The organism is Pseudomonas fitomaticsae (genome assembly GCF_021018765.1).
Classification (GTDB): Bacteria; Pseudomonadota; Gammaproteobacteria; order Pseudomonadales; family Pseudomonadaceae; genus Aquipseudomonas; species Aquipseudomonas fitomaticsae.
Genome location: NZ_CP075567.1, coordinates 2,200,111 through 2,225,797 on the forward strand (window position 1 = coordinate 2,200,111; position 25,687 = coordinate 2,225,797).

Here is a 25,687-nt window from a genome sequence, read left to right on the forward strand (position 1 = left end):
AGTTGCCCCATGTCCGACCAAAGCCGCCAGATGACCCCCGAAGAAGCTGCCGAATTCACCGAGCAGGTATTCAACAAGGCGCGCGAGGGCGATGCGGTGATGCTGGATCGCCTGATCACTGCCGGTCTGCCGGTGAACCTGACCAACAGCAAGGGCGACACCCTGCTGATGCTCGCCAGTTACTACGGGCATGTGGACGCGGTGCAAGTGCTGCTCAAGCACAAGGCCGACCCGGAACAACGCAACGGCAACGGCCAGAGCCCGATTGCCGGTGCGGCGTTCAAGGGTGACTTGGCGGTGGTCAAGGCGTTGGTTGCCGGTGGGGCGCAGATCGAAGGCGCCTCGTTCGATGGCCGCACGGCGTTGATGATGGCGGCGATGTTCAACCGCGTTGAAATCGTCGACTTCCTGATCGACCAGGGCGCCGATCCGAAAGCCAAGGATGCCAACGGCATCACCGCGCTGGACGCGGCCCGCACCATGGGCGCTGTCGACACCACCGCGCAGCTGGAAAAACTGCTGGGCTGACGCCGCTGGCCGGAACCCGCTCTGTGGCGAAGGCGAGAATGCGCTATCCTTCGCGCCTTCAAAATTCCCTTCGCCACAGGATCCGCCCCCATGAAAGCCGCACTCGCCGAACTCATCAGCAAAATCAGCTCCGGCTGCATGGGCGAAGACGAGATCCTGAAGGTCGCTGACGAAGCGGCACAGGCCTACGCCGATGCCGACGCTTTTCTGACCGCCAACCCGGACATCAACTATGACGACACTTTCCCGATTCCGCTGGGCGAGTGGGTCGTGGTCGGCAGCCTGCCGGAGACCGTGCTGTTCCAGGCTGACACCTACGCCGACCTGTTCGCGCAGATCGTTGCCTCGTTCGGCCCGGGCGTCGAGTTCAACCTCAAGCCCAAGCAACTGGCCAAGACCGAAGCGCTGACCGCACTCAACCGCATCCAGGTGCAGATGAGCAGCCTGAACAAGGAAAACGGCGGTTACACACTGATGAACTTCAGCCAGTTGCTCGACGACGAGCTGCAAGTGGTGCTGGTCTACGGCAACGACGTGCCGCGCGTGCTGGAACTGTGCGCCGAAGTCGGCATCGCCGCCGCGCCGTCGCTGGAAGCCCTGAAGGTCGCCGTTCACGTCTGAACGCAATAAAAGGGAACCCTGTGCGCGACCGTCTATCCTAAAAGTGCATGCCACTATTCTGGAGCGACACCATGGGTTCCACGTTCAACGGCCTGGTCGGCCTGATCATTCTTGCGCTCGACATCTGGGCGATCATCAATGTGCTGAAAAGCGGCGCCGAGACCGGGATGAAAATCCTCTGGGTGCTGCTGATCATCCTCCTGCCGGTGCTGGGCCTGATCATCTGGGCGATCGCCGGGCCGCGGGGCAATGTGCGGATCTGACCGTTCGCACCCTGATCGGGTCGGGCCGATGAACTGAGGTTCGACCTGTCATCTTCGGCAACGTAGAATGCGCGCCTTTCCCGGGCAATCGAACCTGACGATTGGCGCCCGCGCATTCATCGGAGCACTTCACCATGACCGTCACCAAGACCAGCGAATACCTGGAAACCCTCTACGAAGGCTACGGCCAGCGTTTTCGCATGGAAAAACTGCTGCACGAAGTGCGCACCGAACACCAGCACCTGGTGATTTTCCAGAACCCGCGCATGGGCCGGGTGATGGCGCTGGACGGCGTGATCCAGACCACCGAAGCCGATGAATTCATCTACCACGAAATGCTCACCCACGTGCCGATCCTCGCCCACGGCACCGCCAAGCGCGTGCTGATCATCGGCGGCGGCGACGGCGGCATGCTGCGCGAAGTGACCAAACACGCCAGCGTCGAGCACATCACCATGGTCGAGATCGACGGCACCGTGGTCGACATGTGCAAGGAGTTCCTGCCAAACCACTCCAAGGGCGCCTACGACGATCCACGTCTGAACCTGGTGATCGACGACGGCATGCGCTTCGTTGCGACCACCACTGAAAAATTCGACGTGATCATTTCCGACTCCACCGACCCGATCGGCCCGGGCGAAGTGCTGTTCTCGGAAAACTTCTACCAGGCCTGCCACCGCTGCCTGAACGAGGGCGGCATCCTCGTGACCCAGAACGGCACGCCGTTCATGCAGATCGAAGAAGTGAAAACCACCGCCGGCCGCCTGCGCAGCCTGTTCCCGGACTGGCACTTCTATCAGGCGGCCGTGCCGACCTACATCGGCGGTTCGATGACCTTCGCCTGGGGCTCGACCAACCCGGCCTACCGCAAGCTGAGCCGCGAATTGCTGCAACAGCGTTTCATCGGCAGCGGCATCGTCACCCGCTACTACAACCCGGAAATCCATATCGGCGCCTTCGCCTTGCCGCAATACGTGCTGCAAGCGGTGAACAAGCCAAGCAACGACTGATCGTTCGCGGGTCAGAAAAAGCCGAGGCCGGTGTGCGAAAACACACCGGCCTCGGCTTTTTTCATGTTGCATCGGTGTAACTTTTGAACGATCAATCCTGACAAAAGTCGAGATAGGTGTAAGCCCATTTGCGGGTTTGATCGAGGAGGCTCCGATGTCAAAGTGGAAAGTCACTTTCGTGGACGATCATGGTGAAACGATCGACGAAGTCTTCGAGTGCGAGGAATGCCCCAGTCACGAACGGGCAGCCCGCCTCATCAAGGAACGATTGCTGCCGGTCGCCGCCGAGCTTGACCTGAACGATCTGGAAGGGCGCACCGCCGATGCCGGCGTAAAAAGCCTGAAAACCCAGAACAGCATCGAAATCCGCAGCATCACCCCAATCTGAATCTTCCTTTACATTGCTTACCAGGCCTTGGCAGCGGCTCTATCTTGGGGCTACTCTGCAAGCGAGATCAGCGAACGGATCGCTAAGGTCTGGTCTTGTCAGCTACATGCTTGTTTCCCGCCGGCAACGCGGTTGCCGTAAGCACCCGGGCCCTGTGGGCCAGTGCAGGGAATACGGAAAGTCTATCCATCTATGCGAGGGGGACGATTCATGAGCACAGCCTATCAAGAAGACATCAGCAGCAGCGTGCTGCGCCGCATGAAAGAAGGCGGTTTCGATTTTTCCCGATTCCATCCCATCGAGTTCTACGCCATTTTCCCGGACGAGGAGCGGGCGCGCAGGGCGGCAGGCAAATTTCGCGGTGAATCCATCAATGCCCAGGTCAGTGCGCGCGACGACGGCGCCTGGTCTCTGGAATTGAGCAAGGTGATGTACGCAACCTACGACGACATTGGCGATTTCGAGCAGGGCTTTTCGGCGGTGGTCGAGCCCTTGGGCGGCATCATCGAAGGCTGGGGCGTGAAACAGGAGATCCGCAACCGGCACCGTTTGAACTGATCACTCTCGCAACACGTCGAGCTACGGCTGACCTTCGGGTCGGCCGTTGTCGTTTCTGCCGCCCCGAAAGCGCATGGCAAAACCCTGAAACAAGAAACCGGCGCAAAAAAAAGCCACCTGTAAAGGTGGCTGAAAGGGAAGACCGGAAGGAGAGGAAACCGGTCAGGGTTACGGCCGGGAGGGCTGCCGAGGCAAGCCGGATCAGTGAGGCTGCAAACTTCGTCAGCGACGTTTTTGCAGCGGATGCGCGGATTATCCGCAGTGGCCTGCGGGCAGTGAAATCAACTCTGACTATGCTGGTGATAGGCGACGGGACTGCGTCGCAATGAAGCGGGGGCGATCAGGTTGGGGCATTTGCCGCACAGGAATGGTGCGGTGTGTGCGGCGTGAATATCCAACCGATTGAAATCAAAGCGTTTATGCCGATGGCACGGGCCTTGCGAAGGCCTGTATGTCCGGGGTGACAAGGAGTACGGCATGATCCGCACCTATTTTGATGAAATGTACGATGCCGGCGGCCAGGTCCGCCCGCATTACCGGGAGTTTGCCCGCTGGCTGGCCGATACGCCTGACGAACTGCTGGCCCAGCGGCGACGCGAGGCCGATCTGCTGTTCCATCGTGCCGGGATCACTTTCACGCTCTACGGGGACGAGCAAGGGACAGAACGCCTGATTCCCTTCGACACCATTCCGCGCAGCATTCCGGCCAGCGAGTGGCGGATCGTCGAGCGCGGCTGCATTCAGCGGGTCAAGGCGTTGAACATGTTCCTCGCCGACCTTTACCACGAGCAGCGCATCATCAAGGCCGGGATCATTCCCGCCGAACAGGTGCTGGCCAACGAGCAATACCAGTTGGCGATGCAGGGGCTGGATCTGCACCGCGATATCTATTCGCACATCTCCGGCGTCGATCTGGTGCGCGACGGCGACGGCACGTACTACGTGCTCGAGGACAACCTGCGCACGCCGAGCGGCGTGAGCTACATGCTCGAAGACCGCAAGATGATGATGCGCCTGTTCCCCGAACTGTTCGCGGCCCAGCGCATCGCCCCGATCGACCATTACCCGAACCTGCTGCTCGACACCCTGAAAAGCTCAAGCCCGATCGATGACCCGAGTGTGGTAGTGCTGACTCCGGGACGGTTCAACAGCGCGTTTTTCGAGCATGCGTTTCTCGCCCGGGAAATGGGCGTGGAGCTGGTGGAGGGCGCGGACCTGTTCGTGCGTGACGACAAAGTCTTCATGCGCACCACCGACGGCCCGAAAGCGGTGGACGTGATCTACCGCCGTCTCGACGACGCATTCCTCGATCCGCTGGCCTTCCGCCCGGATTCGATGCTCGGCGTACCGGGGTTGCTGTCGTCGTATCGCTCCGGCAACGTGGTGCTGGCCAATGCCATCGGCACCGGTGTGGCGGATGACAAATCGGTCTATCCGTTCGTCACCGAGATGATCCGCTTCTATCTCGACGAAGAACCGATCCTGAAGAATGTGCCGACGTGGCAGTGCCGCAATCCGTCTGAACTTTCCCATGTACTGGCCAATCTTCCGGATCTGGTGGTCAAGGAAACCCAGGGCTCCGGCGGTTACGGAATGCTCGTTGGGCCAGCGGCGACGACTGCGGAAATCGATGCGTTCCGCGAGCGGATCAAGGCCAAGCCCCACGCGTACATCGCGCAACCGACGCTGTCGCTGTCGACCTGTCCGACCTTTGTCGAGAACGGCATTGCGCCGCGCCATATCGACCTGCGTCCGTTCGTATTGTCCGGCCGCGAAACCCGGGTCGTACCCGGCGGTTTGACCCGTGTCGCCCTGCGTGAAGGCTCTCTGGTGGTGAATTCATCCCAGGGCGGCGGAACCAAGGACACCTGGGTGGTCGAGGATTGAAGGAAGCCTGCCATGTTAAGTAGAACTGCCTCGGATCTGTACTGGATGTCGCGTTACCTGGAGCGGGCGGAAAACCTCGCACGGATGCTCGACGTCAGCTATTCGCTGTCGCTGATGCCGCAGGACGGCCGTGGCGACGGTCTGCACGAACTGGCGATGCCGTTGTTGATCACCGGCACGCTGGACGATTACCTGGAGCGTCACGGCGAGCTGCATGCCGAGCGCTTGCTGCACTTTTTCGCCCTCGACGCGGCGAATCCTGCGAGCATCTACAGCTGCCTCGGTGCGGCGCGGGCCAGCGCCCACGCGGTGCGCGGTCGGATTACCGCCGACATGTGGGAGAACATCAACGCCACCTGGCTGGAGATTCGCGGGATCGCCAATCAGGGCCTCAGTCGCTATGGCATGAGTCGTTTCTGCGAGTGGATCAAAGAGCGTTCGCACCTGTTTAGGGGTGCGTCCTACGGCACCATCATGCGCAACGACGCGTTTCGTTTCATTCGCCTGGGCACGTTCATCGAACGGGCGGACAACACGTTGCGCCTGCTCGATGCCCGCTACGAAATGGCCGGCGATCAGGCCGAAGCGGTCAGCGACGGCACCGCCCACGCCTATTACCAGTGGAGCGCCTTGTTGCGGGCCTTGTCATCGTTCGAGGCCTATACCGAGATCTATCGCGATGCGCCCGGCGCCCGGCATGTGGCCGAGCTGCTGTTGCTGCGCGCCGACGTGCCGCGTTCGCTGCGGGCCTGCACCGAAGAAATCGACCAGATTCTCGCGCAATTGCCGGGGGCCAACGGTCGTCCTGCGCAACGACTGGCGGCGGAAATGGACGCGCGTCTGCGCTACACCGGCATTCAAGAAATTCTCGAGGAAGGGCTGCACGCCTGGCTCACCGAATTCATCCCGCTGGTGCGCCAGCTGGGCAACGCCATTCACAGTTCCTACCTGGAGGCCGCATGAGACTTTCCATCAGCCACGAGACCACCTATCACTACGAAGATCAGGTGCGCGCGAGCATCCAGTACCTGCGCCTGACACCCCACGACAGCGAGCGTCAGCATGTGCTGAGCTGGCAGCTCGACCTGCCGCGCCCGGTGCGCGCCCAGCTCGATCCGTTCGGCAACATCCTGCACGTGCTGACCATGGACGAGCCCCATGAAGCAATCATCATCGGCGCCCGGGGGCAGGTCGATATCGACGAGTTGCGCGAAGCGGAGCATGAGAGCCAGTCGGCGTTGCCGTTCCTGCGTTTCACCCGGCTGACCGAGGCGGACGAGGCACTGCGAGCGTTTGCCGAGAAATCCTGCAAGCAACGGCGCGACCGCAATGCACTGATCGACCTGATGCATGGGCTGAACCAGCACATGACCTACAAACCGGGCGCCACCGAAGTCGACACCAGCGCCGCCGAAGCGTTTGCCGGGCGGGCAGGCGTTTGCCAGGACCACGCCCACGCGTTTTTGGCCTGCGCGCGCAGCCTTGGCGTGCCGTCACGTTATGTGTCGGGTTATCTGTACAGCGAGGATTGCGAGCATCTGGCCAGCCACGCCTGGGCCGAAGCCTGGATCGATGACGCCTGGTACAGCTTTGACGTGACCAATGAGCTGGCGCGGCCGGAGCGGCACCTGAAACTGGCGGTGGGTCTGGATTATCTGGATGCCTGCCCGGTGCGCGGCATGCGCCGGGGCGGCGGCTCAGAGCAGATGCACGCGAAAGTGCTGGTGTCGCCGACACCAGCGCCAATCATCTCGGTTCAGCAGCAGTAAGCGGCGTAGTTGGCTTACTTGGCGGGCGCAACCTTGCGCCCGGCCATGTGCTGCAAATACCCGATCAGCTTCTGCAGATCCGTATCCGGCAACACTTCGGCGGAAAAACCCGGCATCTTCGCCTGCGGCCACTGACGCAGACTCTGCGGATCGCGGATGTAGCGCTTGAGGAAGTCCGCACCGAAGTACTCGGTCGGGTTGTATGGAATGTTCAGGTCCGGCCCGAACTGCGCATCACCCGCGCCATTCAGGCGATGGCACGCCAGGCAGTTTTTCTGGAACAACGCAAAACCCTGATTCACCGGGTCACCGGCCTTCAACGCAGGATCCGGCAACAGGGCAGGGAAGCGCTCGGCCACCGGCGCCATGCGCTTGATGCTCGCCACTTCGAACGGCCATTGTTCCGGGCTGATATTGCCGGCCTGTGGATCGGTCCACACCAGATAGAACGGCCCGGCGCTGTGCTTGCCTTCTGACAGCGGCGGCCAGGGCTGCGCCGGATCCTCGATGGCCAGCCAGGCGCGTGAGCCTTTCGTGTTCAGCAATGGAGCAGCAGACAGTTCGGCGGCAAAACCGTCCAGCGCTACGGCTTGCAGGTGATCGTCCGGCTTGATGCCGGTCAGCAGTACTGCAACCGGCACGGCGCGATAGGTCATGTCCTTCTTGTAGGACACATCATTCTTGACCGTGAGGGTTTGTACCTGAGGATGCTTGAGCAACTCCTCGGTCTGCCAGGTGCGGCTATTCGAGCCCAGCTCCAGGTTCAGCTGCGCGGCAGACAGGGGCATGCTCAGCAGCATGGCCCCGAACAGAATGAGCGTTTTCATGTGATCGCCGTCCATGTCGTGGAAGTGCGCAAAGGTTGGCACAGCCACGCTGGCCCGGGTAGCGGGCCAGTCACATTTTCAGTGGCGATGAACAATACCTGCCGCTTGAATCAGCCGATGACCTTGGTCAGGTTCGGCAGAATCAACAACAGCGTCGTGGCGAAAAGAATGAGCCCTGCTTGCCGTACTTTCGGTTGTTTGAACATGGCTTGACCGCCTTTTTTGTTATTTCCTGATGCCTGCCTGCATATCCATGACGGCAAGCGCTGCACTTCCTGTAGCGAACGCCTGTCTCGGCAAAACCCGACGACAACGACGTACATCTTCACCTTAGGGCCCGCGTCACGCTTCGCTTAGATCCATTTCGTATGTATTTGCTACCTGCCGCGATTAAAAAGGCATGAGGCCCATTGCCAGCTTCTTTGCCGCCCGTTTGCTAGACAGCTCGCGCACCTGAACCGGTTAATCAAGCCACGGATGACCGTCCGTCTGAGCGTGCGCGTCAACGTCATTGAGCGCTGTGGTCATTGAATCCATGGCCGGCGAAGACAACAGTGACAGCACGAATTTCACTCACCGCACAGGTTCGAGGACGTCATGACCCAAGCTTTGATTTTCGACGCGTTACGCACGCCCCGTGGCAAGGGCAAGGCCGACGGTTCACTGCACAGCGTCAAACCGGTGAACCTGGTGGCCGGGCTGCTGACCGCGTTGCAGGCGCGCACGGCGCTGGACACCAGCCAGGTCGATGACGTGGTGCTGGGCTGTGTCACGCCGATTGGCGATCAGGGCTCGGACATCGCCAAGACCGCCGTGCAGGTGGCCGATTGGGACGTCAGCGTCGCGGGCGTGCAGATCAACCGCTTCTGCGCCTCGGGGCTGGAAGCGGTGAACTTGGGAGCGATGAAAGTGCGCTCCGGGTTTGAAGACCTGGTGGTGGTCGGCGGCGTCGAATCCATGTCCCGCGTACCGATGGGCAGCGACGGCGGCGCCTGGGCGCTGGACCCGCAGACCAATCTGCACAGCCATTTCACACCTCAAGGTGTCGGCGCTGACCTGATCGCCACCCTTGAAGGCTTCAGCCGTCAGGACGTCGATGCCTACGCGCTGCACTCGCAGCAGAAAGCCGCACGTGCCCGCGCTGACGGTTCGTTCAACAAGTCGCTGGTGCCGGTGCAGGACCAGAACGGCATCATCCTGCTCGATCACGATGAGTTCATTCGCGCCGAGTCGACCCTTGAAGGTTTGGGCAAGCTCAAGCCGAGTTTCGAAATGATCGGCCAGATGGGCTTCGACGCCACGGCGTTGCGGGTCTACAGCCACGTCGAGCGGATCAACCATGTGCACACGCCGGGCAACAGCTCGGGGATCGTCGACGGCGCGGCGCTGATGTTGATCGGCTCCGAAGCCAAGGGGCGTGCGCTGGGTCTGCAACCCCGGGCACGGATCGTCGCCACGGCGGTCACCAGCACCGACCCGACCATCATGCTCACTGGCCCGGCGCCGGCCACTCGCAAAGCGCTGGCCAAGGCCGGGCTGCGGGTGGAGGACATCGACCTGTTTGAAGTCAACGAGGCGTTCGCCTCGGTGGTACTGAAGTTCATCAAGGACATGGCTGTCGACCCGGACAAGGTCAACGTCAATGGCGGCTCGATCGCCATGGGCCACCCGTTGGGCGCCACCGGTTGCGCGATCCTCGGCACCTTGCTCGATGAACTGGAAGCCCGGCGCCTGCGCTACGGCCTCGCAACGCTGTGCGTCGGCGGCGGCATGGGCATCGCCACCATCATCGAACGCCTCTGACCCCAAGGAATCCTGTCATGACCCAAGCCATTCGTTACGAAAAAGGCCAGGACGGCATCGTCCTCCTGACCATCGACATGCCGGGCCAGAGCGCCAACACCATGAACGCGGTGTACCGCGAGGCCATGGCCGAAAGCGTCGCCCGTTTGCAGGCGGAAAAAGATGACATCGCCGGGGTGATCATCACTTCGGCCAAGAAAACCTTCTTCGCCGGTGGCGACCTCAATGAACTGATCAAGGTCGGCAAGCCCGAAGCCAAGGCCTTCTACGACATGGTGCTGACCCTCAAGGGCCAGTTGCGCACCCTGGAAACCCTCGGCAAACCGGTGGTCGCGGCGATCAACGGCGCGGCGCTCGGCGGTGGCTGGGAAATCTGCCTGGCCTGCCACCACCGCGTAGCGCTGGACGATGCGTCGGTGCAACTCGGTTTGCCGGAAGTAACCCTCGGCCTGTTGCCGGGCGGCGGTGGCGTGGTGCGCATGGTGCGCATGCTTGGCATCGAGAAAGCCCTGCCGTATCTGCTCGAAGGCAAGAAAGTCCGTCCGCAGCAGGCGTTGCAGGCTGGATTGATCGATGAGCTGGCGGCGGATCGCGATGAGCTGCTGGCCAAGGCCCGGGCCTGGATTCTGGCCAACCCTGCGGCCGTGCAGCGTTGGGATGTGAAGGGCTATCAGATTCCCGGCGGCACGCCATCCAATCCGAAAGTCGCGCAGATGCTGGCGATTGCGCCGTCGATCCTGCGCACCAAAACCCAGGGCACGTTGCCGGCGCCGGAGAAGATTCTGTGCGCGGCGGTGGAAGGCGCGCAGGTGGATTTCGACACGGCGCACCTGATCGAAACCCGCTACTTCACCGAACTGACCACCGGCCAGATCTCGAAAAACCTGATTGGCACGTTCTGGTTCCAGCTCAATGAAATCAATGCTGGCGGTTCGCGCCCGCAGGGCGTTGCGCCTTATGTGACGAAGCGCGTGGGCGTTCTCGGCGCGGGCATGATGGGCGCCGGGATCGCCTATGTCAGCGCCTCGGCCGGGATCGACGTGGTGCTCAAGGACATCAACCTTGCGGCTGCGGAGAAGGGCAAGGCGCATTCGGCGGCGTTGCTGGACAAGAAAGTTGCTCGCGGGCAGATGACTGCGCAGCAGCGCGAAGCAGTGCTGGCGCGTATCCAGACCACTGAAAGTGACGCCGATCTGGCAGGTTGCGATCTGATCATCGAGGCGGTGTTCGAGGATCGTCAACTCAAGGCCAAGGTCTCGGCAGCAGCGCAACAGGTGGTTGGCGCAGACGCAGTGATTGCTTCCAACACGTCGACCTTGCCAATCACTGGCTTGGCCACTGCAGTACCGGATCAAAGCAAGTTCATCGGCCTGCACTTCTTCAGCCCGGTGGAAAAGATGCCGCTGGTGGAAATCATCAAAGGCGCGCAAACCAGCGACGAAACTCTCGCACGCGGGTTCGATTTCGTACTGCAAATCAAGAAAACCCCGATCGTGGTCAACGACAGTCGCGGCTTCTTCACGTCGCGAGTATTCGGCACCTTCACCAATGAAGGCATCGCGATGCTGGGTGAGGGCGTCAGCGCGCCGATGATCGAGACCGAAGCGCGCAAGGCCGGCATGCCTGTCGGGCCGCTGGCGATCTCCGACGAAGTTTCCCTCAGCCTGATGAGCCATATCCGTCAGCAAACGGCCAAAGACCTTCAAGCAGAAGGGAAACCGCTGATTGAGCACCCGGCGTTCGCCGTGATTGACTTGCTGCTCAACGAATACAAGCGGCCGGGCAAGGCAGCCGGAGGTGGTTTTTATGAGTACCCGGCGGGAGGGCAGAAACATCTGTGGCCCGAGCTGAAAACCCGTTTCGAGAAAGCCGACGGGCAGATTTCGCCGAAGGATGTACGTGACCGGCTGCTGTTCGTTCAGGCCATCGAAACCGTGCGTTGCGTGGAGGAGAGCGTGCTGACGTCGACGGCGGACGCCAACGTCGGCTCGATCTTCGGCATCGGCTTCGCGGCATGGACGGGCGGGGCGTTGCAGTTCATCAACCAATATGGCGTGAAGGACTTTGTCGCGCGGGCGCAGTACCTGGCGGAACAGTACGGTGAGCGTTTCGCTCCGCCAGCACTGCTGCTGGAGAAGGCCGCGAAGGGCGAGTTGTTCTAACGGGGCGGGGACGCATTTCGGGGCTTGCCTTGCCGGGTGGTTTCAAGGCAGGCTCTGGGGTGTGCATTATTCCCATCACGTGTCAGGTATTTTTTATGTCGCTACGCATCTGCATTCTGGAAACCGACATCCTGCGTCCGGAACTGGTCGATGAATATCAGGGTTACGGGCAGATGTTCCAGCGCCTGTTCTCGCAACAACCGATCGCCGCCGAGTTCACGGTGTACAACGTGATGCAGGGCGACTACCCGAGTGATGACCTGACCTTCGATGCGTACCTGGTCACCGGCAGCAAGGCCGACTCGTTCGGCACCGACCCATGGATCCAGACCCTCAAGCAATACCTGCTGACCCGTTATGAGCGCGGCGACAAACTGCTCGGCGTGTGCTTCGGCCATCAACTGCTGGCGCTACTGCTGGGCGGCAAGAGCGAGCGCGCCACTCAAGGCTGGGGTGTCGGCATCCACAACTACAAACTGGCGGCCAAGGCACCGTGGATGAGCCCGGTGCGTGAAGAGCTGACGCTGTTGATCAGCCACCAGGATCAGGTCACGGCGCTGCCAGAGAACGCCACGGTGATTGCTTCCAGCGATTTCTGCCCGTTCGCCGCGTACCACATCAACGATCAGGTGCTGTGCTTCCAGGGGCATCCGGAATTCATTCACGACTACTCGCGAGCGCTGCTGGATTTGCGTCAGGAAGCGCTGGGCGAGCAGGTGTACAGCAAGGGTGTGGCCAGCCTGGAGCAACAGCACCACGGCACCACCGTGGCGGAATGGATGATGCGTTTCGTGGCGCACAAGCCGACCGCGGCTTGAACCAAAACGCCCCCGTGTTTTGCACGGGGGCGTTTTTTCTTATAGCCAGCCCGATTTCTTGAAGCTCGCCCACAGGCTCACGCAGCCGACCGTGATAAAGCCCAGTACGCCAAAATAGCCGTAGTGCCAGCTCAGCTCCGGCATGTTCTGGAAGTTCATCCCATAAATCCCCGCCACTGCCGTGGGGAACGCCAGAATCGCCGCCCATGCAGCGAATTTGCGCTGCACCACGCTTTGCCGTGACGCTTCAAGCAGCACGCCGATTTCGATGGTCTGACTGGCGATGTCGGCCAGGGTGGTCAGATCTTCCATCTGCCGGTTCACATGGATCTGCACATCACGGAAGTACGGACGCATGTTCTTGTCGATGAAGGGGAAGCTCAGCTTCTGCAGTTCCTCGCCGATTTCCACCATCGGCGCGGCGTAACGGCGCAAGCGCAGCACATCGCGGCGCAGGCCATGGAGCTTCTGGATGTCGTGCTCATTCAGTGCGCTGCACAACACGTTGCGTTCCAGCTCATCGATCTCGGCGTGGATCGCTTCGCCCACCGGCTGATAGTTTTCGATCACGAAATCCAGCAGCGCATACAGTACGAAATCTTCCCCGTGCTCCAGCAACAGCGGCCGCGCCTCACAGCGTTGGCGGACGTGGGCGTAGGACGCCGAATGGCCGTTGCGTGCGGTGATGATGTAGCCCTTGCCCGCAAAGATGTGGGTTTCGATGAACTGCAGAATCCCGTGTTCGCGCACCGGCGAGTAGGTGACGATGAACAGCGCGTCGCCAAAGGTTTCCAGCTTCGGCCGGCTGTGCTTTTCCAGGGCGTCTTCGATGGCCAGTTCGTGCAGGTTGAACTGGCGTTGCAGGTTGGACAGTTCCTGGGCGTTCGGCTCTTCGAGGCCGATCCAGACGAAGTGGCCGGTCTTGGCAGCCCAGGCCGAGCCTTCGTCGAGGGAAATATTGGTGACTTTCTTACCGGCGCTGTAAACCGCAGCAGCAACAACTCGACCCATGGTGGTGATTCACTTCTTCTTGGCAGATGGCAGGGGAGGCATGGCTTCAGCTTAGCCGTGTCGTTGCTTGAGAGTCAGTGAAATCTGCACAGTTCACCGGGCAAAAGAAAACCCGCACGGGGCGGGCTTCTTTTTCACGCGGCTTGCAGCTGCCGATCCATTGCATCGATGCATTCGCGCATCTGCTCGCGGCATTGAGTGATGAGCATGGGCATGTCGTCCATGGTCAGGCCGGCGGTAGGAATTGCCGGCAGCGAGCGTATGAGAATTTTCCCGCTGTGCCAGCGATTCAGACGCATGTGCTTGATGTAGCTGCTGACACACACCGGAACGATCGGCACCCCGGCGGCGATGGCCATCTGGAACGCGCCTTTCTTGAACGGCAGCAGTTCCTCACCCAGGTTGCGGGTGCCTTCCGGAAACACCCAGATCGAGGTGTCTTTGTGCTGCAAGGTGTCGGTGGTGGTCAGCATCGACTGACGCGCCTTGTGCGCGTTCCCACGATCGATCAACACATTGCCCGCCAGCCAGAACAGCTGCCCGAACAGCGGCACCCACTTCAGGCTCTTTTTGCCGATGCACACGGTACGGCGCGGCACCACGTTGCCGAACACGAACAGGTCATAGTTGGACTGATGGTTGGCGATGATCACGCAGCTGTCGGGCTTGTTCATCAACGGGCCTACGTCGGCCTTCACTCGCAGACGCAAAATGCACATCGCTGGCAGCGCATAGAGGCGGGCGCACAGGCGACTGTTGTCCGGATTGAACGGGCGGCACAGCCCGAGGATCACTCCGAGTATCCCCGCCAGAATAAAGTGCAAGCCCATCAATAACATACGAAACACAAACAGCATTTTCAGGCCCATCGGGACAAAAGGTGGCGCAGTGTACGGATGTGCACTGTTTTCGGCAATTGCCGCTATAGAGTCCGGAGATGGGCGATGTTTAAGCGCATGTTTCCGACTTGTTGGTCAGAGGCGTCCTAGAGCTGCTGCGGAGTTTTCAACAGTGGGCGTAAGAAAAAGCCCGACACGACGGTCGGGCTTTTCTGAATCGGGGCGAGCCGGGTATCAGCCCAGATGTTCCTGATCCTGGATGATGGCGTTGTCCAGGGTTTCCAGCAGCGCCTTGCGCACTTTCAGCTTGGTGTTCTTGTGTGCGGTCATGTTGATCTTCTTCAACTGACGCGCGGCGGCGAGGGCGGCACCTTGCAGTTCTTCAGCCGCGACCACTTTGTCGAGGAAGCCGGCATCAACCGCGCTTTGCGGATCGAACATCTCGCCGTTGATCACCGAGCGGTGGAAGGCCGAGCGACGCAGACGATCACGAGCCAGCTCGATGCCGGCGTGGTGCATGGTCATGCCGATCTGCACTTCGTTCAGACCAATGCTGAACGGGCCGTCGACACCGATCCGGTAATCGGCGGACAACAGAATGAATGCGCCCTTGGCCACGGCATGTCCCGGGCAAGCAACGATCACCGGGAACGGGTGCGACAGCAGGCGGCGGGCCAGGGTCGAACCGGCGGTCACCAGCGACACAGCTTCTTTAGGGCCGGCGGTCATCACTTTCAGGTCATAGCCGCCAGACAGAATGCCCGGCTGGCCGGTGATGATCACAATGGCACGATCCGCCACCGCCTGATCCAGCGCCGCGTTGAAGGCTGCGATCACGTCCGGGGAAATGGCGTTGACCTTGCCGTTGCTCAGGGTCAGGGTCGCGATACCGTCTTCGAGGTGGTAGGCAATCAGGTCGCTCATGGCGCAATTCCTTATAAGAAAGATGGGCAGACGTTACCCACCGTCGCCGGTCAGGTAAAGCACTGTGACTGACCCGCCGGTCACCGTTTACCGGCCGATCCGCTGCAATCTGCCCTGCGCCTGACGGCTGCGCACCTATATAGAAGGGCCGCGCCCACCCGAGATTGGCCGGATTGCCATGGCCCCTAGAAGGTGGAAGCGACTTTTTCTCTTAACCGCATGAAAATTCTGAAAAAAAGTTTGCCATCAGAAAAGCTTTCGACTACATTAGCGCGCCTCGACAGACAGAACATGTTTGAAGAGATACGGTGAAGTGTCCGAGTGGCTTAAGGAGCACGCCTGGAAAGTGTGTATACAGGAAACTGTATCGAGAGTTCGAATCTCTCCTTCACCGCCAAATTCGATGTAAACAAAACCCCTGGTTTCGAAAGAAGCCAGGGGTTTTGTGCATTCTGGCGTCCGGATTTTTTTGGTCACAGAGATCGGTTCGGCTTCTTTTTGCCAGGGCATTACAATCGCGGCTTTATCCGGCATGTAAAAGGACGACCTCCATGATCATTTCCACCACACAATCCATCGAAGGCCGGCAGATTACGGCGTATCTGGACATCGTCAGTGCCGAGTCGGTGCAGGGCGTGAATGTGATTCGCGATATGTTCGCGGGCATGCGGGACTTTTTCGGCGGGCGTTCGCAGACACTGGAGCGGGCGTTGAAGGAGGCGCGGGTTCAGGCGACTGACGAGATCAAGGAGCGCGCGCGGGCCTTGCAGGCGGATGCGGTGGTCGGGGTGGATTTCGAGATCAGCATGCCGGCAGGGAAGGGTGGCATGGTTGTGGTGTTTGCGACCGGTACGGCGGTCAAGTTGCGCTGAGGCTTGTGAGCCCATTCAACGGAATGGGCTCTTTGCTGGCAATCAGCCCTGCGGTTTGAGCAGGATGGTGCCTTTCGAGTCGTAGGTCAACGGTGTATCGATCGCGACGAGAGGTGGGGTATCGCCGGGTTGAACTGGCTGGACCGGATCCGGGTGGTAGATGACGCCAGGTTGCAACGGACTCGGTCCGGTCGGCTGCTTGATGACGATTTCACCTGAAGCGACTTTTTCCTTGAATTTCTCCGCCCCGGCTTTACCGGCGGCGATCTGCTCGTCCGTGAGCTTTACAACAGGCATCTGTGGGAATCCTTTGATTTCCATGTTCTCTCCTTGAGATTCATTGCGCAGGAAAAAGGGCAGCGGCCGGTCGCCGGGAATCTTTAGCGGCGTGAGACCAGCGGTTCGTCATTGGGTTTAATTTCTGTAGGCCATTCGTCGGGCTTCGGGCGATCTGAATCACAAGTCCAGGAATGACCGGCTAGTCTCAAAAGCCTTGGAGGTCGATATTTTTTCAGGCAAAAGGGTTTGCCGGTGTCGGCCCGCATTTGAAAAGGGGTGAAGAGATGACTGATCCGTATATCGAAGACGACGGGGCTGAATTTCCATTCAACAATTGCGTGCGCTGTGGCCAGACGGAGTATCAGGCCGGGTTTGGCGAGGATCCGGTGCAAACCGGCAAGATCAAGTCCACGGCACCCAAGGGGCCTAAAGCAAAATTTCTGCCCAAAGTGACGACACGTTCCAGGAAGTAATCCGGATGCCACACAGCCCCGCCATTGAGCGGGGTTTTTTGTTTCTATTTTTTTGAGAAGCGTCCTACAGAAATTGCAGATTCGTCCGGATTCTTTCACAAACTTTTCACACCCGGCTGGGTAGGGTGAAGCCATCCGTTAGAAAGCAAGTCTCCAGCCCGTCTCCCCAGCGGGCTTTTTTTTGCCCGTCATAAAACCTTTTCCATATTCGCTGTCCAATCGGCGCCAAGTGCGCTGCAACGCTGGACATTGCCGCGACAACAGCATTCAATCTGCGCCCTTTTTTATTCCTTCTGTTGAGGTTTTCGTCATGCGTTTAACTCTGCCTGCTCTGGTTCTGGGGCTTCTGGTTGCTCAAGGTGCAATGGCTGGCGACGGTACTGCCGCACTGGGTGGCGGTCTGGGCGGTGCGCTGGGTAACGTGGTTGGCCAGAAAATGGGCGGCAGCACCGGTGCAGCGATTGGTGCTGGTGTAGCTGGCGCGGCCGGCAGCGCATTGGCTGCCAAGAAAGGTGCTCGTACCAAAGCGGCCATCGGCGGCGTCGGTGCGGCGGGCGGTTCGGTGATCGGTAACAGCCTGGGCGGCAAGACTGGCGCCACCATCGGTGCTGGCCTGGGCGGCGCAGCCGGTGGCGCAGTGGGCAGCAATCTGTCCAAGGGTCACAAGCGTCACTGATTGCCAACGCGTGACTGAAAAGGCCCGGCTTTATGCCGGGCCTTTTCGTTACTGAACGTTTTTCCCGGATACGCCTCCAATACCACATAGCCCCCTCCGCGGGCGTACCGTCCCGACTCGGGACCTGTGAGGTCTGTATGCGATTGACATTATCCGCATTGGTTTTGGGATTGTTCGTGGCCCAAGGCGCCATGGCCGCCGGTGACGGCACGGCCGCCGTGGGTGGTGGATTGGGTGGCGCGCTGGGCAATGTGGTCGGCGGCCAGCTCGGCGGCAGCACCGGCGCTGCGGTGGGTGCTGGTGTCGGCGGTGCGGCCGGCAGTGCCATCGGCGCGAATAAACGCAATCGCACGGAAGCCGCCATTGGCGGTGGCCTCGGCGCCGCAGGCGGTTCAGTGGTCGGCAACAGCCTCGGCGGCTCCACCGGTTCGACCATCGGCGCAGGATTGGGTGGCGCAGCGGGTGGCGCGGTCGGTAACAACCTGGGTGACGATGGCGGCAAGTCGCACTCCGGCGGCGGCCACAAGCACAAGTACAAACACAAGAACCGTCATCGTTGAGTGATCGGTTCTACGGAAAACCCGGCTGTATGCCGGGTTTTTTGCGCCTGAGCGTCATGCGCAGGAACGAATGGCGACCATACTTTTCGAACGTTCTATACGAATGCGATTGACGAGGTGCGCCATGACTCCTGAAACCGAAGGCAAGGAAGAAAAAGGCCCGAGCGGATTGCCGTTTATCAATGATCCGGGGAATGAAGATCCGGGGTCGTTGATGGATGATGCGACGGTTCCGCTTTTGGAGGGTGAGGAGGAGCTTGAGTATGAGGATTTTGATGATGATGAGTGATGGGGCACTCGCCTCGTTGAACTTGGTGTGCCCCTACTCGACAGCCTTATCCTCCCGGACCTCAATGCGCCGCGGCCAATTGGTCAACGCTGACTTCCCTGTCCGCACCATGCCTTTGGAGCAGCGGTCTAATCCCTGCCATTCGCTATCGAACAAACGAAACATCAATCCTGTCCGCGTTAATTTTGACAAATTGCCCATTCAGATGTGGAAATTCGTAGTGGATATCCTGATCAGTAAAATCAACTAAAGACCGGAAAACTTCGCCATCCAGGTAGCCATAAATCTCACAGGGGAATCCGCTACCGAGCATCTTGATCTGCGTTTTTTCGCATTCTGAAGGTGATATACATTCTTCATCAGATAACACCATTTCGAACTCAACTTCGTAAGTTTTTCCCACCTCTATTTCTGAAGGGCTGTAGCTTACGAAGCATCTGATCGCTGTGCCCTCCACGACCAGCAAAATAGCTTCTTCTACATACGGGTCTATTTCGACAACCAGTGCTTTGTACGTCTTAGTCATGAGCGGGTCTCACTGTTTTATCTCGTGCATTACCATTGATTGTCCGCCAAAACTCTTTCCCACTTTTGGTGTGTAGAGTCGTAATTTCATCATTGGTGTTGGTGCCAACGAAAGCGAATTTCGCTTCACCTTTTCGGTTAGTCCCCATCAACTGGATATACCCTGCTCGCAGCTCTCCCTTGTATAAGTACTCCACACGCGTGCCTTGATTCACAACGCCTCGCGCGGTGAGTAAGTACTCTTCGTTGCTCATCGCTTTGAATTCGGCGCCATGCTTTTCAAAATGCCCGGTAAGCTTTTTATCACTCCCAAAATTTTCGGGTCGAGATTTTGGCTTTGGAATCAGCGGCTCACCTTCGTCAACAACCGAGCCACCCACCCCATCCGGCACCGAACAACCCGGCTTATTCGGCGGCGGACAATTGGACGTCAACCCCAACGGATCCACCCACCCCGTCGGATTCGGCACGTACCGGTACTGATTCAGCCCACCCGCCAGCTTCACCGGATCCGGCGTCAGATACCGGCCCACGTCCGGGTCGTAATACCGGTGCCGGTTGTAATGCAGTCCGCTTTCGTCATCGAAATACTGCCCCTGAAAGCGCAGCGGCTGGTTCAGGTAGTCGTCGGTCGCCAGTTCCAGCGAGGTGACCTTGCCGTAGGCGCTGTACTTGGCCGACCAGACGATCTCGCCGCTGTAGTCGGTCAGTTCCTGCGGAGTGCCGAGGTGGTCGAGTTGGTAGTAGAACGGACAGGCGCGTTTCGGGCCTTGGCCGTCGAGCATGGCCAGTGGGCGGAAGGTGCCGGGTTCGTAGATGAAGCTGCGGTGTTGTTCCTCGCTGTTTTCGGCGATCAGGTGGTCGCCTTGCCAGAAGAATTCGGTGGTCTGGCCATCGACGGTTTTGCGGATGCGCCGACCGAAGGCGTCGTATTGGTAGGTGGCGCTGGTGCCGTCGGGGCGGGTGAGGCCGATCAGGCGGTGCTGGCTGTCGTAGCGGTATTCGGTGACGAGGGTTTGTGCGCGGCCGCGGCGTTCGCGGATCAGGTTGCCGAAGGCGTCGTAGTCGTAATGGCGGTCGCCCTGCATCCGCAGGCGGTTGCCTTTGATCTGTGTCGGGCCGGGGCGGTCCTGCATCAGCAGGTTGCCGGCCGGGTCGTGGGCGAAGGTTTCCGGCACATCGTCGCGGGTGTGGCGTACGCGGATCAGCCGGTCGAGGGCGTCGTACGTGTAGCTGCGCTGACCGTGGCGGGTGTCGGCGATGTGTTCGAGGTTGCCGTTGGCGCTGTAGGCAAAGTCGCGGCGGTACAGCGAGTTGCGTTGATGGCCTACGGCGTGGGCGCTTAACCGGCCCTGTTCGTCGTAGGTGTATTCGCTGAGCAGCAGGCCTTGCTGGCGCTGCTGTTCGCGGCCGTTGTGGTAGACGTGGCGAGTGAGCAAGGCGCCGTTGAGGTCGATCGCGGTCAGTGCGCCGCCCTTGGCGTAGTGGTAGTCGAGCTTGCTGTTGTCCGGCAGGCGCAGGCGAGTGAGCTGACCGCAGGCGTCGTAGGTGTAACGCAGGGTGCCCCAGCCCTGATGCTCGCGCACCAGCCGATCCTGCAGGTCGTATTCGAAGGCCAGCGGGTGATCCTGGCCGTCATCCACGCCGACCAAACGGCCTAAACGGTCATAGCGGTAGCTGACCTCGACCCCGTCGGGCAGGGTCTTGAGCAGCAGGCGTCCGGCGCTGTCACGTTGGTAAGCGGTGACCAGCGTCGAGCCGTCGTCGCCGTACTCGGTCTTTTCCAGCAGGTGGCCATTGCGGTCGTAGGCGTAGGCGGTGCGCCGGCCATCGAAGCCGGTTTCCTGTCGGATCAGTCCGGTGGGCGTGTAGTCCAGCCGGTACTTTTCGCCGGACTCGTTCTCGATTTCCGTCAGCAGCAGCTGCGCATGGTCGTAGCGGTATTGCAGGCGCGTGCCGTCCGGATTGATCCGGCGGCTGACCAAATGCAGATCGTCGTCATATTCGTAGCGGGTGATGCGCCCCAATTCATCGCGTTCGGCGGTGATCTGGCCGTAGGCGCTGTAGGACCAGGCGCGGGTGGCGCCGGTCGGCGAGGTGGTCTGGATCAGCCGGCCAACGGCGTCTCACGCATGACGGGTGACGGCACCGTGTTCATCCTGCGCCGTAATCCGTCGCCCCAACGCGTCGTAGGAAAACTTGCGAACCCCACCGTCCGGCAGGCTTTCCTCAACCAACTGGCCGAGGTCGTTCCAGACGAACACATGCCGACCCGAATCCGGATAACGGATCGACCGCAGCCGCCCCTGCGCATCAAAGTGGTAATGGGTGACGTGGCCATCGGGATCGACCGCCTCGGTGATGTCACCCTGGGCATTGCGCCGGTACGTCCACACCGCATCGCCACGCGAACGGCTGTGCAGGAAACCGTTGCGGTACTCGTAGGACGTCGGCGCATCGTCCGGTGGAATCAGCGCAACTAACCGTCCGGCATCGTCATAGCGGTATTCGGTGACCGCGCCCAGCGCATCCTGCTCGGCGACCAGCCGACCCTGCGTGTCGTAGGCCTTGAGCTGCTCGCCACCGTCCGCCGACACCTGACGCACCAGTCGCGCGGTGTCGTCGTGGACGTAAGTTTCCTCAGTCCCATCGACGTACTGCACTGTGACGCTACCGGCGTCATCCCAGGCATAACGCGTGTCCATCTGCGAAAACGACGCCCAGTGCCGCACGCAACGCGCGGCCTTGCCGGCGCGTTCCCACTCCCAGAAGAAACTCGCGCCGCCGCTCAGCTGCCGTTGCAGGATGACGTGCCGGTCGTCGTAGTCGTAACGCTCGGTCTCGCCGACGGCGTTGGACGCCTCGATCAATCGATGGCGAGCATCAAAGCGGTAACTGGCCAGCGTCTGCTCGGTACGCCAGGCAGACTCACGAAAAACCTGATAATCGACTGCAACCAGATGCGCCCGCTCATAGCGCAACAGCAGCGAACGTCCGGCCCCGTTATCCAGCCGCTGAACCCGATCGGAAAGATCCCGATGCACCGTCAGACGATTCGCATAGGCATCGCTGACAGCCGTCAGACGCCCAGCCCGAAAGTGATAAAACCGCGCCGCTTCCCCCGCCAGCGCAACAATCAACTCCTCCGGCTCATCCCCCAGAAAGATCGCCGCCCGCGACAAGCTGTTGTGGATTTCCGGCCGCTCGACACTCGGCAACGGAAACCGCGTGCGCCGGTTCTCGTGGTCAATCCAGACCACGCCATCGTCCTCAACCTCCAGCCGATGCGCCAGCGAGTGACTCCAGCCAAACCCCAGCCCGACATCGATCTCGGCCGCGCTGGTGCGATACAAGCGGCTGAACTCGAACGGCAACAGCCCGTCGAGCACGCCGTCAGTCAGCGTCAGCAGTTCCTCACCGGTGACCATCGACACCGGACACCCGTTGGTGCAGGTCCGAGGGACGCAATCGGCACTGTCACCGTTGGGATTTTTCGCCTGATCCGAAGCCTCATCACGAGGCTCATGCCGTTCCATTCGCGTCATGCCATGGGACTTGTCACGAGCAACAGCAGCCGGATTAGGCACCGTCAGCACCAGTGCATCCGCCGTGCGAACTTCCAGCGGAATGGCCGGTGTCGGCCGCAACGGTGCCGGACCTGCATTGACCATCAGCGGTTTCAACGCGCTCGCATGCCGGGTCAGATCGGGCGCCGAAGTCAGCTCCGCCAGCCGCAACGCCGAAGCCGCCAGCCATGCCCGCGCACGCGGCGACTTGATCTTGCCGAGTACCTTGGTGCTCAACCGCAGCGGCACGCCCATGCCACCCGACACGCACATCAGCAGAAAACTGACCAGCAGTTCGGTCCGAACTTCAGCCACCACCTCGGCCAGATACTGCGGCGGCAGCATCTTCAGCCAACTGGTGAAGGCCGCCAGATAAATGAACAGCAACGGCTCGTCGCCAAGCATCAGCAGGCCATTGGCGATGGCGTCGGTGGACGCCGCAAGCAAGGCATCCAGCTCGGCGGCGGACAGGTACTGCAGAAGCCTTTCGCTGTTGGCCTGCAAATCGGCGAGCAGGGCAAACAGTTGCTTCACGTCATCCCAGACACCATTCAGCGCGGATTCGAAGCCGTGCCAGTCAGCCTCTTGCAGTTGGCCAAAACGCTCCAGGAAGCCGGCACTGGAAAACTCGGTCCATTGCGGGTGGAGCTCGGTCCATTCCGCACGCAGCCATTTCTCCAGACCATCAATCAAGCCCTGGTAGGAGGCATACAAGGCTTTAACGTGGTCGGTGGAAACATCGGGAAAGAAGGTGATGCGATAACGCTGGCCCCGGTCGCAGTCCTCGACCTTGAGAATGCCGCTGGGGTCAATGGTGTAATGCAGCGGTTCGCCAAAACCCAAAACACCGTCGACATCGGAAATGACCGGTTCAAGGATCACCGGCGTATCACCGATCGGCACAAACCGCGCGGCTTCGAACATGTGCACCAGCGTCAGGGAGCCGCTGGCGGAACACATGGCCACGGAGGAACTGATGGGTTTGCGGCTGCCAACCGGTGCGCTGAGCCGGACGTCGTTGCCGACCTGGAGCACCTGCTCGACACCCAGCGCGGTGCCCGTCCAGAACTGCTCGGCCCAGGCGTCATAGTGGTTGAGGCAAAGGCGAAACTCCTGAATCAGCTTTTCGACGTCGGGCTGGTCGGGGTTCAGCGCAGCGACCACCAGCAAACCAATGCTGTTGTTCAGTTTCAGGAGTTGGTCAGTTGGAAGCATTCGCAGTCACTCGCGCGCATCAGGGGAATGGCGCGAAACTGTGCAGGGGATCAAACAGGAAAGAAGTCAGCCGAGTAGGCGATGTCTGTAGGGCGATTCTCTAAATGTGCGGGAGGGCGTTCGGCGGACAACCGACATTGCCCGTTGCTCAACCTTGGCCGCGCTCGTTATGCTGCTGAACCCTTTAATCAGATCCGAGCAGCGGCGCTATCCACGCCGCCCGGGATGTCTTTGATAACGGATCCGATGATGAATGCACCGCTGAAGGCGTTCGGCCCGATCAAGGCCGTGATTTTCGATATGGACGGTTTGCTGCTGGACACCGAGGGCATCTACACCGAGGTTACCTCGCTGATTGCCGAGCGGTACGGGCGCACTTTCGACTGGAGCATCAAGCAGAACATCATCGGCCGTGGCGCCGGCGATCTGGCCCGTTATGTGGTCGAGGCGCTGGACCTGCCGATCACCGCCGAAGAGTTTCTGGTGATCCGCGAGCCGCTGATGCGCGAGCGTTTTCCCACCGCGCAAGCGATGCCGGGCGCCGAGGAGCTGATCCGCCACCTCAAGGCACACAACATTCCGATTGCCGTCGGCACCAGTTCGTCGCGTCAGTCGTTCGGTCAGAAAACCACCTTGCACCGCGACTGGTTTGCATTGTTCGACTTCATCGTCACCGCTGACGACCCGGAAGTCGGCGCGGCCAAACCGGCGCCGGACATCTTCCTCACCGCCGCGCGCCGCCTGGGTGTAGCGCCGGAAGATTGCTTGGTGTTCGAAGACTCGCCATTCGGTGTGACGGCGGCGAAAGCAGCCGGCATGACCGCCATCGCCATTCCCGATGCCGCCATGGCCGATGAAAAGTACGCACACGCCGACGGGATTCTTCGTACGTTGAAAGCGTTCAAGCCGAGTGCATGCGGACTGCCGGCGCTCGACTGGGCCTGATCAAATCGCGAGCAAAAAAACGCCGCCCCTCTGTCAAAGGAGGGGCGGCGTTTTTCGTTATCGACAATCCGATCAATCAGGCGCCGAAACCACCGTCGATGGTCAGGCTGGCACCGGTGATGTAACCGGCCTCCGGGCTGGCGAGGTAAGCCACGAAGCTGGCGATTTCCTCGGCTTTACCGTAACGACCCACCGCCATCAACGGGATCAGGCTGTCAGCGAACTCGCCATGAGCCGGGTTCATGTCGGTATCGACCGGGCCGGGCTGCACGTTGTTGATGGTAATGCCACGTGGGCCGAGGTCGCGGGCCAGGCCTTTGGTCAGGCCGACCAGTGCGGATTTGCTCATCGCATACACGCCGCCACCGGCGAAGGGCATGCGGTCGGCGTTGGTGCTGCCGATGTTGATGATGCGCGAGCCTTCCCCCATGTGTTTGGCGGCTTCCTGACTGGCGATGAACACGCTGCGCACATTGATTGCGAGGGTCTGGTCGAAGTCTTCCAGTTTGAAGTCTTCCAGCGGCGCGACGGCCAGCACGCCGGCGTTGTTGACCAGAATGTCGAGGCGGCCAAAGGCTTCGACGGTGGCGTTTACCGCGTTGCGGATGGCGCTGGCGTCGGCGCTGTCAGCCTTGATCGCCAGGGCTTTGCCGCCGGTGGCGGTGATGCTGTTTTGCAGTTCTTCAGCCTTCGCGGCCGAGCTGACGTAGGTAAAGGCAACCGCAGCGCCTTCAGCGGCCAGGCGTTTGACGATGGCGGCACCGATGCCGCGAGAGCCGCCTTGAATCAGAGCGACTTTACCGCTGAGGTGTTGAGTGGTCATGTTCGATCTCCAGAAGTTTCAAGGCAGGCTGCCTTGGTGTGGTGTCGAGTATCTGC

25 protein-coding genes, 1 tRNA gene and 1 pseudogene are annotated in these 25,687 nt (G+C 60.5%); 19 read left to right on the plus strand and 8 right to left on the minus strand.

The features are described from left to right. The first annotated feature begins 9 nt into the window (after positions 1 to 9). The 9 genes from KJY40_RS10015 to KJY40_RS10055 all read left to right on the plus strand — a co-directional run bounded on the left by KJY40_RS10015 (position 10) and on the right by KJY40_RS10055 (position 7,024). Positions 10 to 528, plus strand: a complete 519-nt coding sequence (locus tag KJY40_RS10015; RefSeq protein ID WP_085608799.1) for an ankyrin repeat domain-containing protein — start codon at positions 10 to 12, stop codon at positions 526 to 528. A gap of 90 nt (positions 529 to 618) precedes the next feature. Further along, positions 619 to 1,149: a hypothetical protein gene (locus tag KJY40_RS10020; protein ID WP_064378725.1), complete on the plus strand. Its 531-nt coding sequence runs from the start codon at positions 619 to 621 to the stop codon at positions 1,147 to 1,149. A gap of 71 nt (positions 1,150 to 1,220) precedes the next feature. After that, complete coding sequence (locus KJY40_RS10025; RefSeq protein WP_007959984.1) at positions 1,221 to 1,412, plus strand: PLDc N-terminal domain-containing protein; 192 nt, start codon at positions 1,221 to 1,223, stop codon at positions 1,410 to 1,412. Between the two features lie 134 nt (positions 1,413 to 1,546). After that, entirely contained in the window at positions 1,547 to 2,422 is an 876-nt protein-coding gene (speE, locus tag KJY40_RS10030; RefSeq protein WP_230736471.1) for a polyamine aminopropyltransferase, read from the plus strand. Positions 2,423 to 2,576: 154 nt separating this feature from the next. Beyond that, positions 2,577 to 2,810, plus strand: a complete 234-nt coding sequence (locus KJY40_RS10035) for a hypothetical protein (protein WP_007959980.1) — start codon at positions 2,577 to 2,579, stop codon at positions 2,808 to 2,810. A 210-nt stretch (positions 2,811 to 3,020) separates the two neighbouring features. Continuing rightward, positions 3,021 to 3,368: a ribonuclease E inhibitor RraB gene (locus KJY40_RS10040; protein ID WP_007959978.1), complete on the plus strand. Its 348-nt coding sequence runs from the start codon at positions 3,021 to 3,023 to the stop codon at positions 3,366 to 3,368. A 477-nt stretch (positions 3,369 to 3,845) separates the two neighbouring features. Next, positions 3,846 to 5,255, plus strand: a complete 1,410-nt coding sequence (locus KJY40_RS10045) for a circularly permuted type 2 ATP-grasp protein (protein WP_025113343.1) — start codon at positions 3,846 to 3,848, stop codon at positions 5,253 to 5,255. Positions 5,256 to 5,267: 12 nt separating this feature from the next. Then, on the plus strand, positions 5,268 to 6,218 hold the full coding sequence (locus KJY40_RS10050) for an alpha-E domain-containing protein (RefSeq protein ID WP_007959974.1): 951 nt from the start codon (positions 5,268 to 5,270) through the stop codon (positions 6,216 to 6,218). Continuing rightward, complete coding sequence (locus KJY40_RS10055) at positions 6,215 to 7,024, plus strand: transglutaminase family protein (RefSeq protein WP_007959971.1); 810 nt, start codon at positions 6,215 to 6,217, stop codon at positions 7,022 to 7,024. The genes KJY40_RS10050 and KJY40_RS10055 overlap by 4 nt, the downstream gene beginning before the upstream one ends. A 14-nt stretch (positions 7,025 to 7,038) precedes the next feature. On the opposite strand, the gene KJY40_RS10060 is transcribed toward KJY40_RS10055, so the two are convergent. After that, positions 7,039 to 7,866, minus strand: a complete 828-nt coding sequence (locus tag KJY40_RS10060; protein ID WP_230737671.1) for a c-type cytochrome — start codon at positions 7,864 to 7,866, stop codon at positions 7,039 to 7,041. A 582-nt stretch (positions 7,867 to 8,448) separates the two neighbouring features. Between KJY40_RS10060 and KJY40_RS10065 the strand changes: the two genes are divergently transcribed. From KJY40_RS10065 to KJY40_RS10075, 3 genes are all read left to right on the plus strand, one after another. Then, the gene (locus KJY40_RS10065) at positions 8,449 to 9,654 is read left to right on the plus strand and encodes an acetyl-CoA C-acetyltransferase (RefSeq protein ID WP_039769940.1); all 1,206 of its coding nucleotides are present in this window, start codon (positions 8,449 to 8,451) and stop codon (positions 9,652 to 9,654) included. 17 nt (positions 9,655 to 9,671) lie between these two features. Next, on the plus strand, positions 9,672 to 11,816 hold the full coding sequence (locus tag KJY40_RS10070) for a 3-hydroxyacyl-CoA dehydrogenase NAD-binding domain-containing protein (RefSeq protein ID WP_230736473.1): 2,145 nt from the start codon (positions 9,672 to 9,674) through the stop codon (positions 11,814 to 11,816). A 95-nt stretch (positions 11,817 to 11,911) separates the two neighbouring features. Further along, entirely contained in the window at positions 11,912 to 12,634 is a 723-nt protein-coding gene (locus KJY40_RS10075; protein WP_230736475.1) for an amidotransferase, read from the plus strand. Between the two features lie 39 nt (positions 12,635 to 12,673). On the opposite strand, the gene KJY40_RS10080 is transcribed toward KJY40_RS10075, so the two are convergent. The 3 genes from KJY40_RS10080 to KJY40_RS10090 all read right to left on the minus strand — a co-directional run bounded on the left by KJY40_RS10080 (position 12,674) and on the right by KJY40_RS10090 (position 15,408). After that, positions 12,674 to 13,645 carry a magnesium and cobalt transport protein CorA gene (locus KJY40_RS10080; protein WP_230736477.1) on the minus strand — a complete coding sequence of 324 codons (972 nt, stop codon included), beginning with the start codon at positions 13,643 to 13,645 and terminating at the stop codon, positions 12,674 to 12,676. 134 nt (positions 13,646 to 13,779) lie between these two features. Continuing rightward, on the minus strand, positions 13,780 to 14,502 hold the full coding sequence (locus KJY40_RS10085) for a 1-acylglycerol-3-phosphate O-acyltransferase (protein WP_230736479.1): 723 nt from the start codon (positions 14,500 to 14,502) through the stop codon (positions 13,780 to 13,782). A 216-nt stretch (positions 14,503 to 14,718) separates the two neighbouring features. Then, complete coding sequence (locus KJY40_RS10090; protein ID WP_011333225.1) at positions 14,719 to 15,408, minus strand: crotonase/enoyl-CoA hydratase family protein; 690 nt, start codon at positions 15,406 to 15,408, stop codon at positions 14,719 to 14,721. Between the two features lie 307 nt (positions 15,409 to 15,715). Here KJY40_RS10090 and KJY40_RS10095 point away from each other — a divergent pair. Both KJY40_RS10095 and KJY40_RS10100 read left to right on the plus strand, forming a co-directional pair. Then, positions 15,716 to 15,805: transfer RNA gene (locus KJY40_RS10095), tRNA-Ser, on the plus strand. Positions 15,806 to 15,959: 154 nt separating this feature from the next. Further along, positions 15,960 to 16,280 carry a YbjQ family protein gene (locus KJY40_RS10100; protein WP_064594651.1) on the plus strand — a complete coding sequence of 107 codons (321 nt, stop codon included), beginning with the start codon at positions 15,960 to 15,962 and terminating at the stop codon, positions 16,278 to 16,280. Positions 16,281 to 16,322: 42 nt separating this feature from the next. Here KJY40_RS10100 and KJY40_RS10105 read toward each other — a convergent pair whose 3' ends face one another. Continuing rightward, entirely contained in the window at positions 16,323 to 16,601 is a 279-nt protein-coding gene (locus KJY40_RS10105; RefSeq protein WP_230736480.1) for a hypothetical protein, read from the minus strand. Between the two features lie 242 nt (positions 16,602 to 16,843). Here KJY40_RS10105 and KJY40_RS10110 point away from each other — a divergent pair, with 242 nt between their 5' ends. From KJY40_RS10110 to KJY40_RS10125, 4 genes are all read left to right on the plus strand, one after another. Continuing rightward, positions 16,844 to 17,032 carry a hypothetical protein gene (locus tag KJY40_RS10110; protein WP_085701198.1) on the plus strand — a complete coding sequence of 63 codons (189 nt, stop codon included), beginning with the start codon at positions 16,844 to 16,846 and terminating at the stop codon, positions 17,030 to 17,032. Positions 17,033 to 17,342: 310 nt separating this feature from the next. Then, a complete protein-coding gene (locus tag KJY40_RS10115; protein ID WP_230736482.1) occupies positions 17,343 to 17,708 on the plus strand; it encodes a bacteriocin in 366 nt (121 codons plus the stop codon). Between the two features lie 137 nt (positions 17,709 to 17,845). After that, positions 17,846 to 18,268: a glycine zipper domain-containing protein gene (locus tag KJY40_RS10120; protein WP_230736484.1), complete on the plus strand. Its 423-nt coding sequence runs from the start codon at positions 17,846 to 17,848 to the stop codon at positions 18,266 to 18,268. A gap of 124 nt (positions 18,269 to 18,392) precedes the next feature. Next, positions 18,393 to 18,557, plus strand: coding sequence for a hypothetical protein (locus tag KJY40_RS10125; RefSeq protein ID WP_007952178.1), 165 nt, complete (start codon positions 18,393 to 18,395; stop codon positions 18,555 to 18,557). A gap of 145 nt (positions 18,558 to 18,702) precedes the next feature. Here KJY40_RS10125 and KJY40_RS10130 read toward each other — a convergent pair whose 3' ends face one another. Beyond that, on the minus strand, positions 18,703 to 19,083 hold the full coding sequence (locus tag KJY40_RS10130; RefSeq protein WP_230736486.1) for a hypothetical protein: 381 nt from the start codon (positions 19,081 to 19,083) through the stop codon (positions 18,703 to 18,705). After that, positions 19,076 to 23,863 (minus strand): annotated as a pseudogene (locus KJY40_RS29705) (RHS repeat-associated core domain-containing protein). The gene KJY40_RS10130 and the pseudogene KJY40_RS29705 overlap by 8 nt, the downstream one beginning before the upstream one ends. A gap of 249 nt (positions 23,864 to 24,112) precedes the next feature. Between KJY40_RS29705 and KJY40_RS10155 the strand changes: the two are divergent. Next, on the plus strand, positions 24,113 to 24,808 hold the full coding sequence (locus KJY40_RS10155) for an HAD-IA family hydrolase (RefSeq protein ID WP_230736492.1): 696 nt from the start codon (positions 24,113 to 24,115) through the stop codon (positions 24,806 to 24,808). A 76-nt stretch (positions 24,809 to 24,884) separates the two neighbouring features. Here KJY40_RS10155 and KJY40_RS10160 read toward each other — a convergent pair whose 3' ends face one another. Then, the gene (locus KJY40_RS10160) at positions 24,885 to 25,631 is read right to left on the minus strand and encodes a 3-oxoacyl-ACP reductase family protein (RefSeq protein ID WP_230736494.1); all 747 of its coding nucleotides are present in this window, start codon (positions 25,629 to 25,631) and stop codon (positions 24,885 to 24,887) included. Positions 25,632 to 25,687 lie beyond the last annotated feature (56 nt).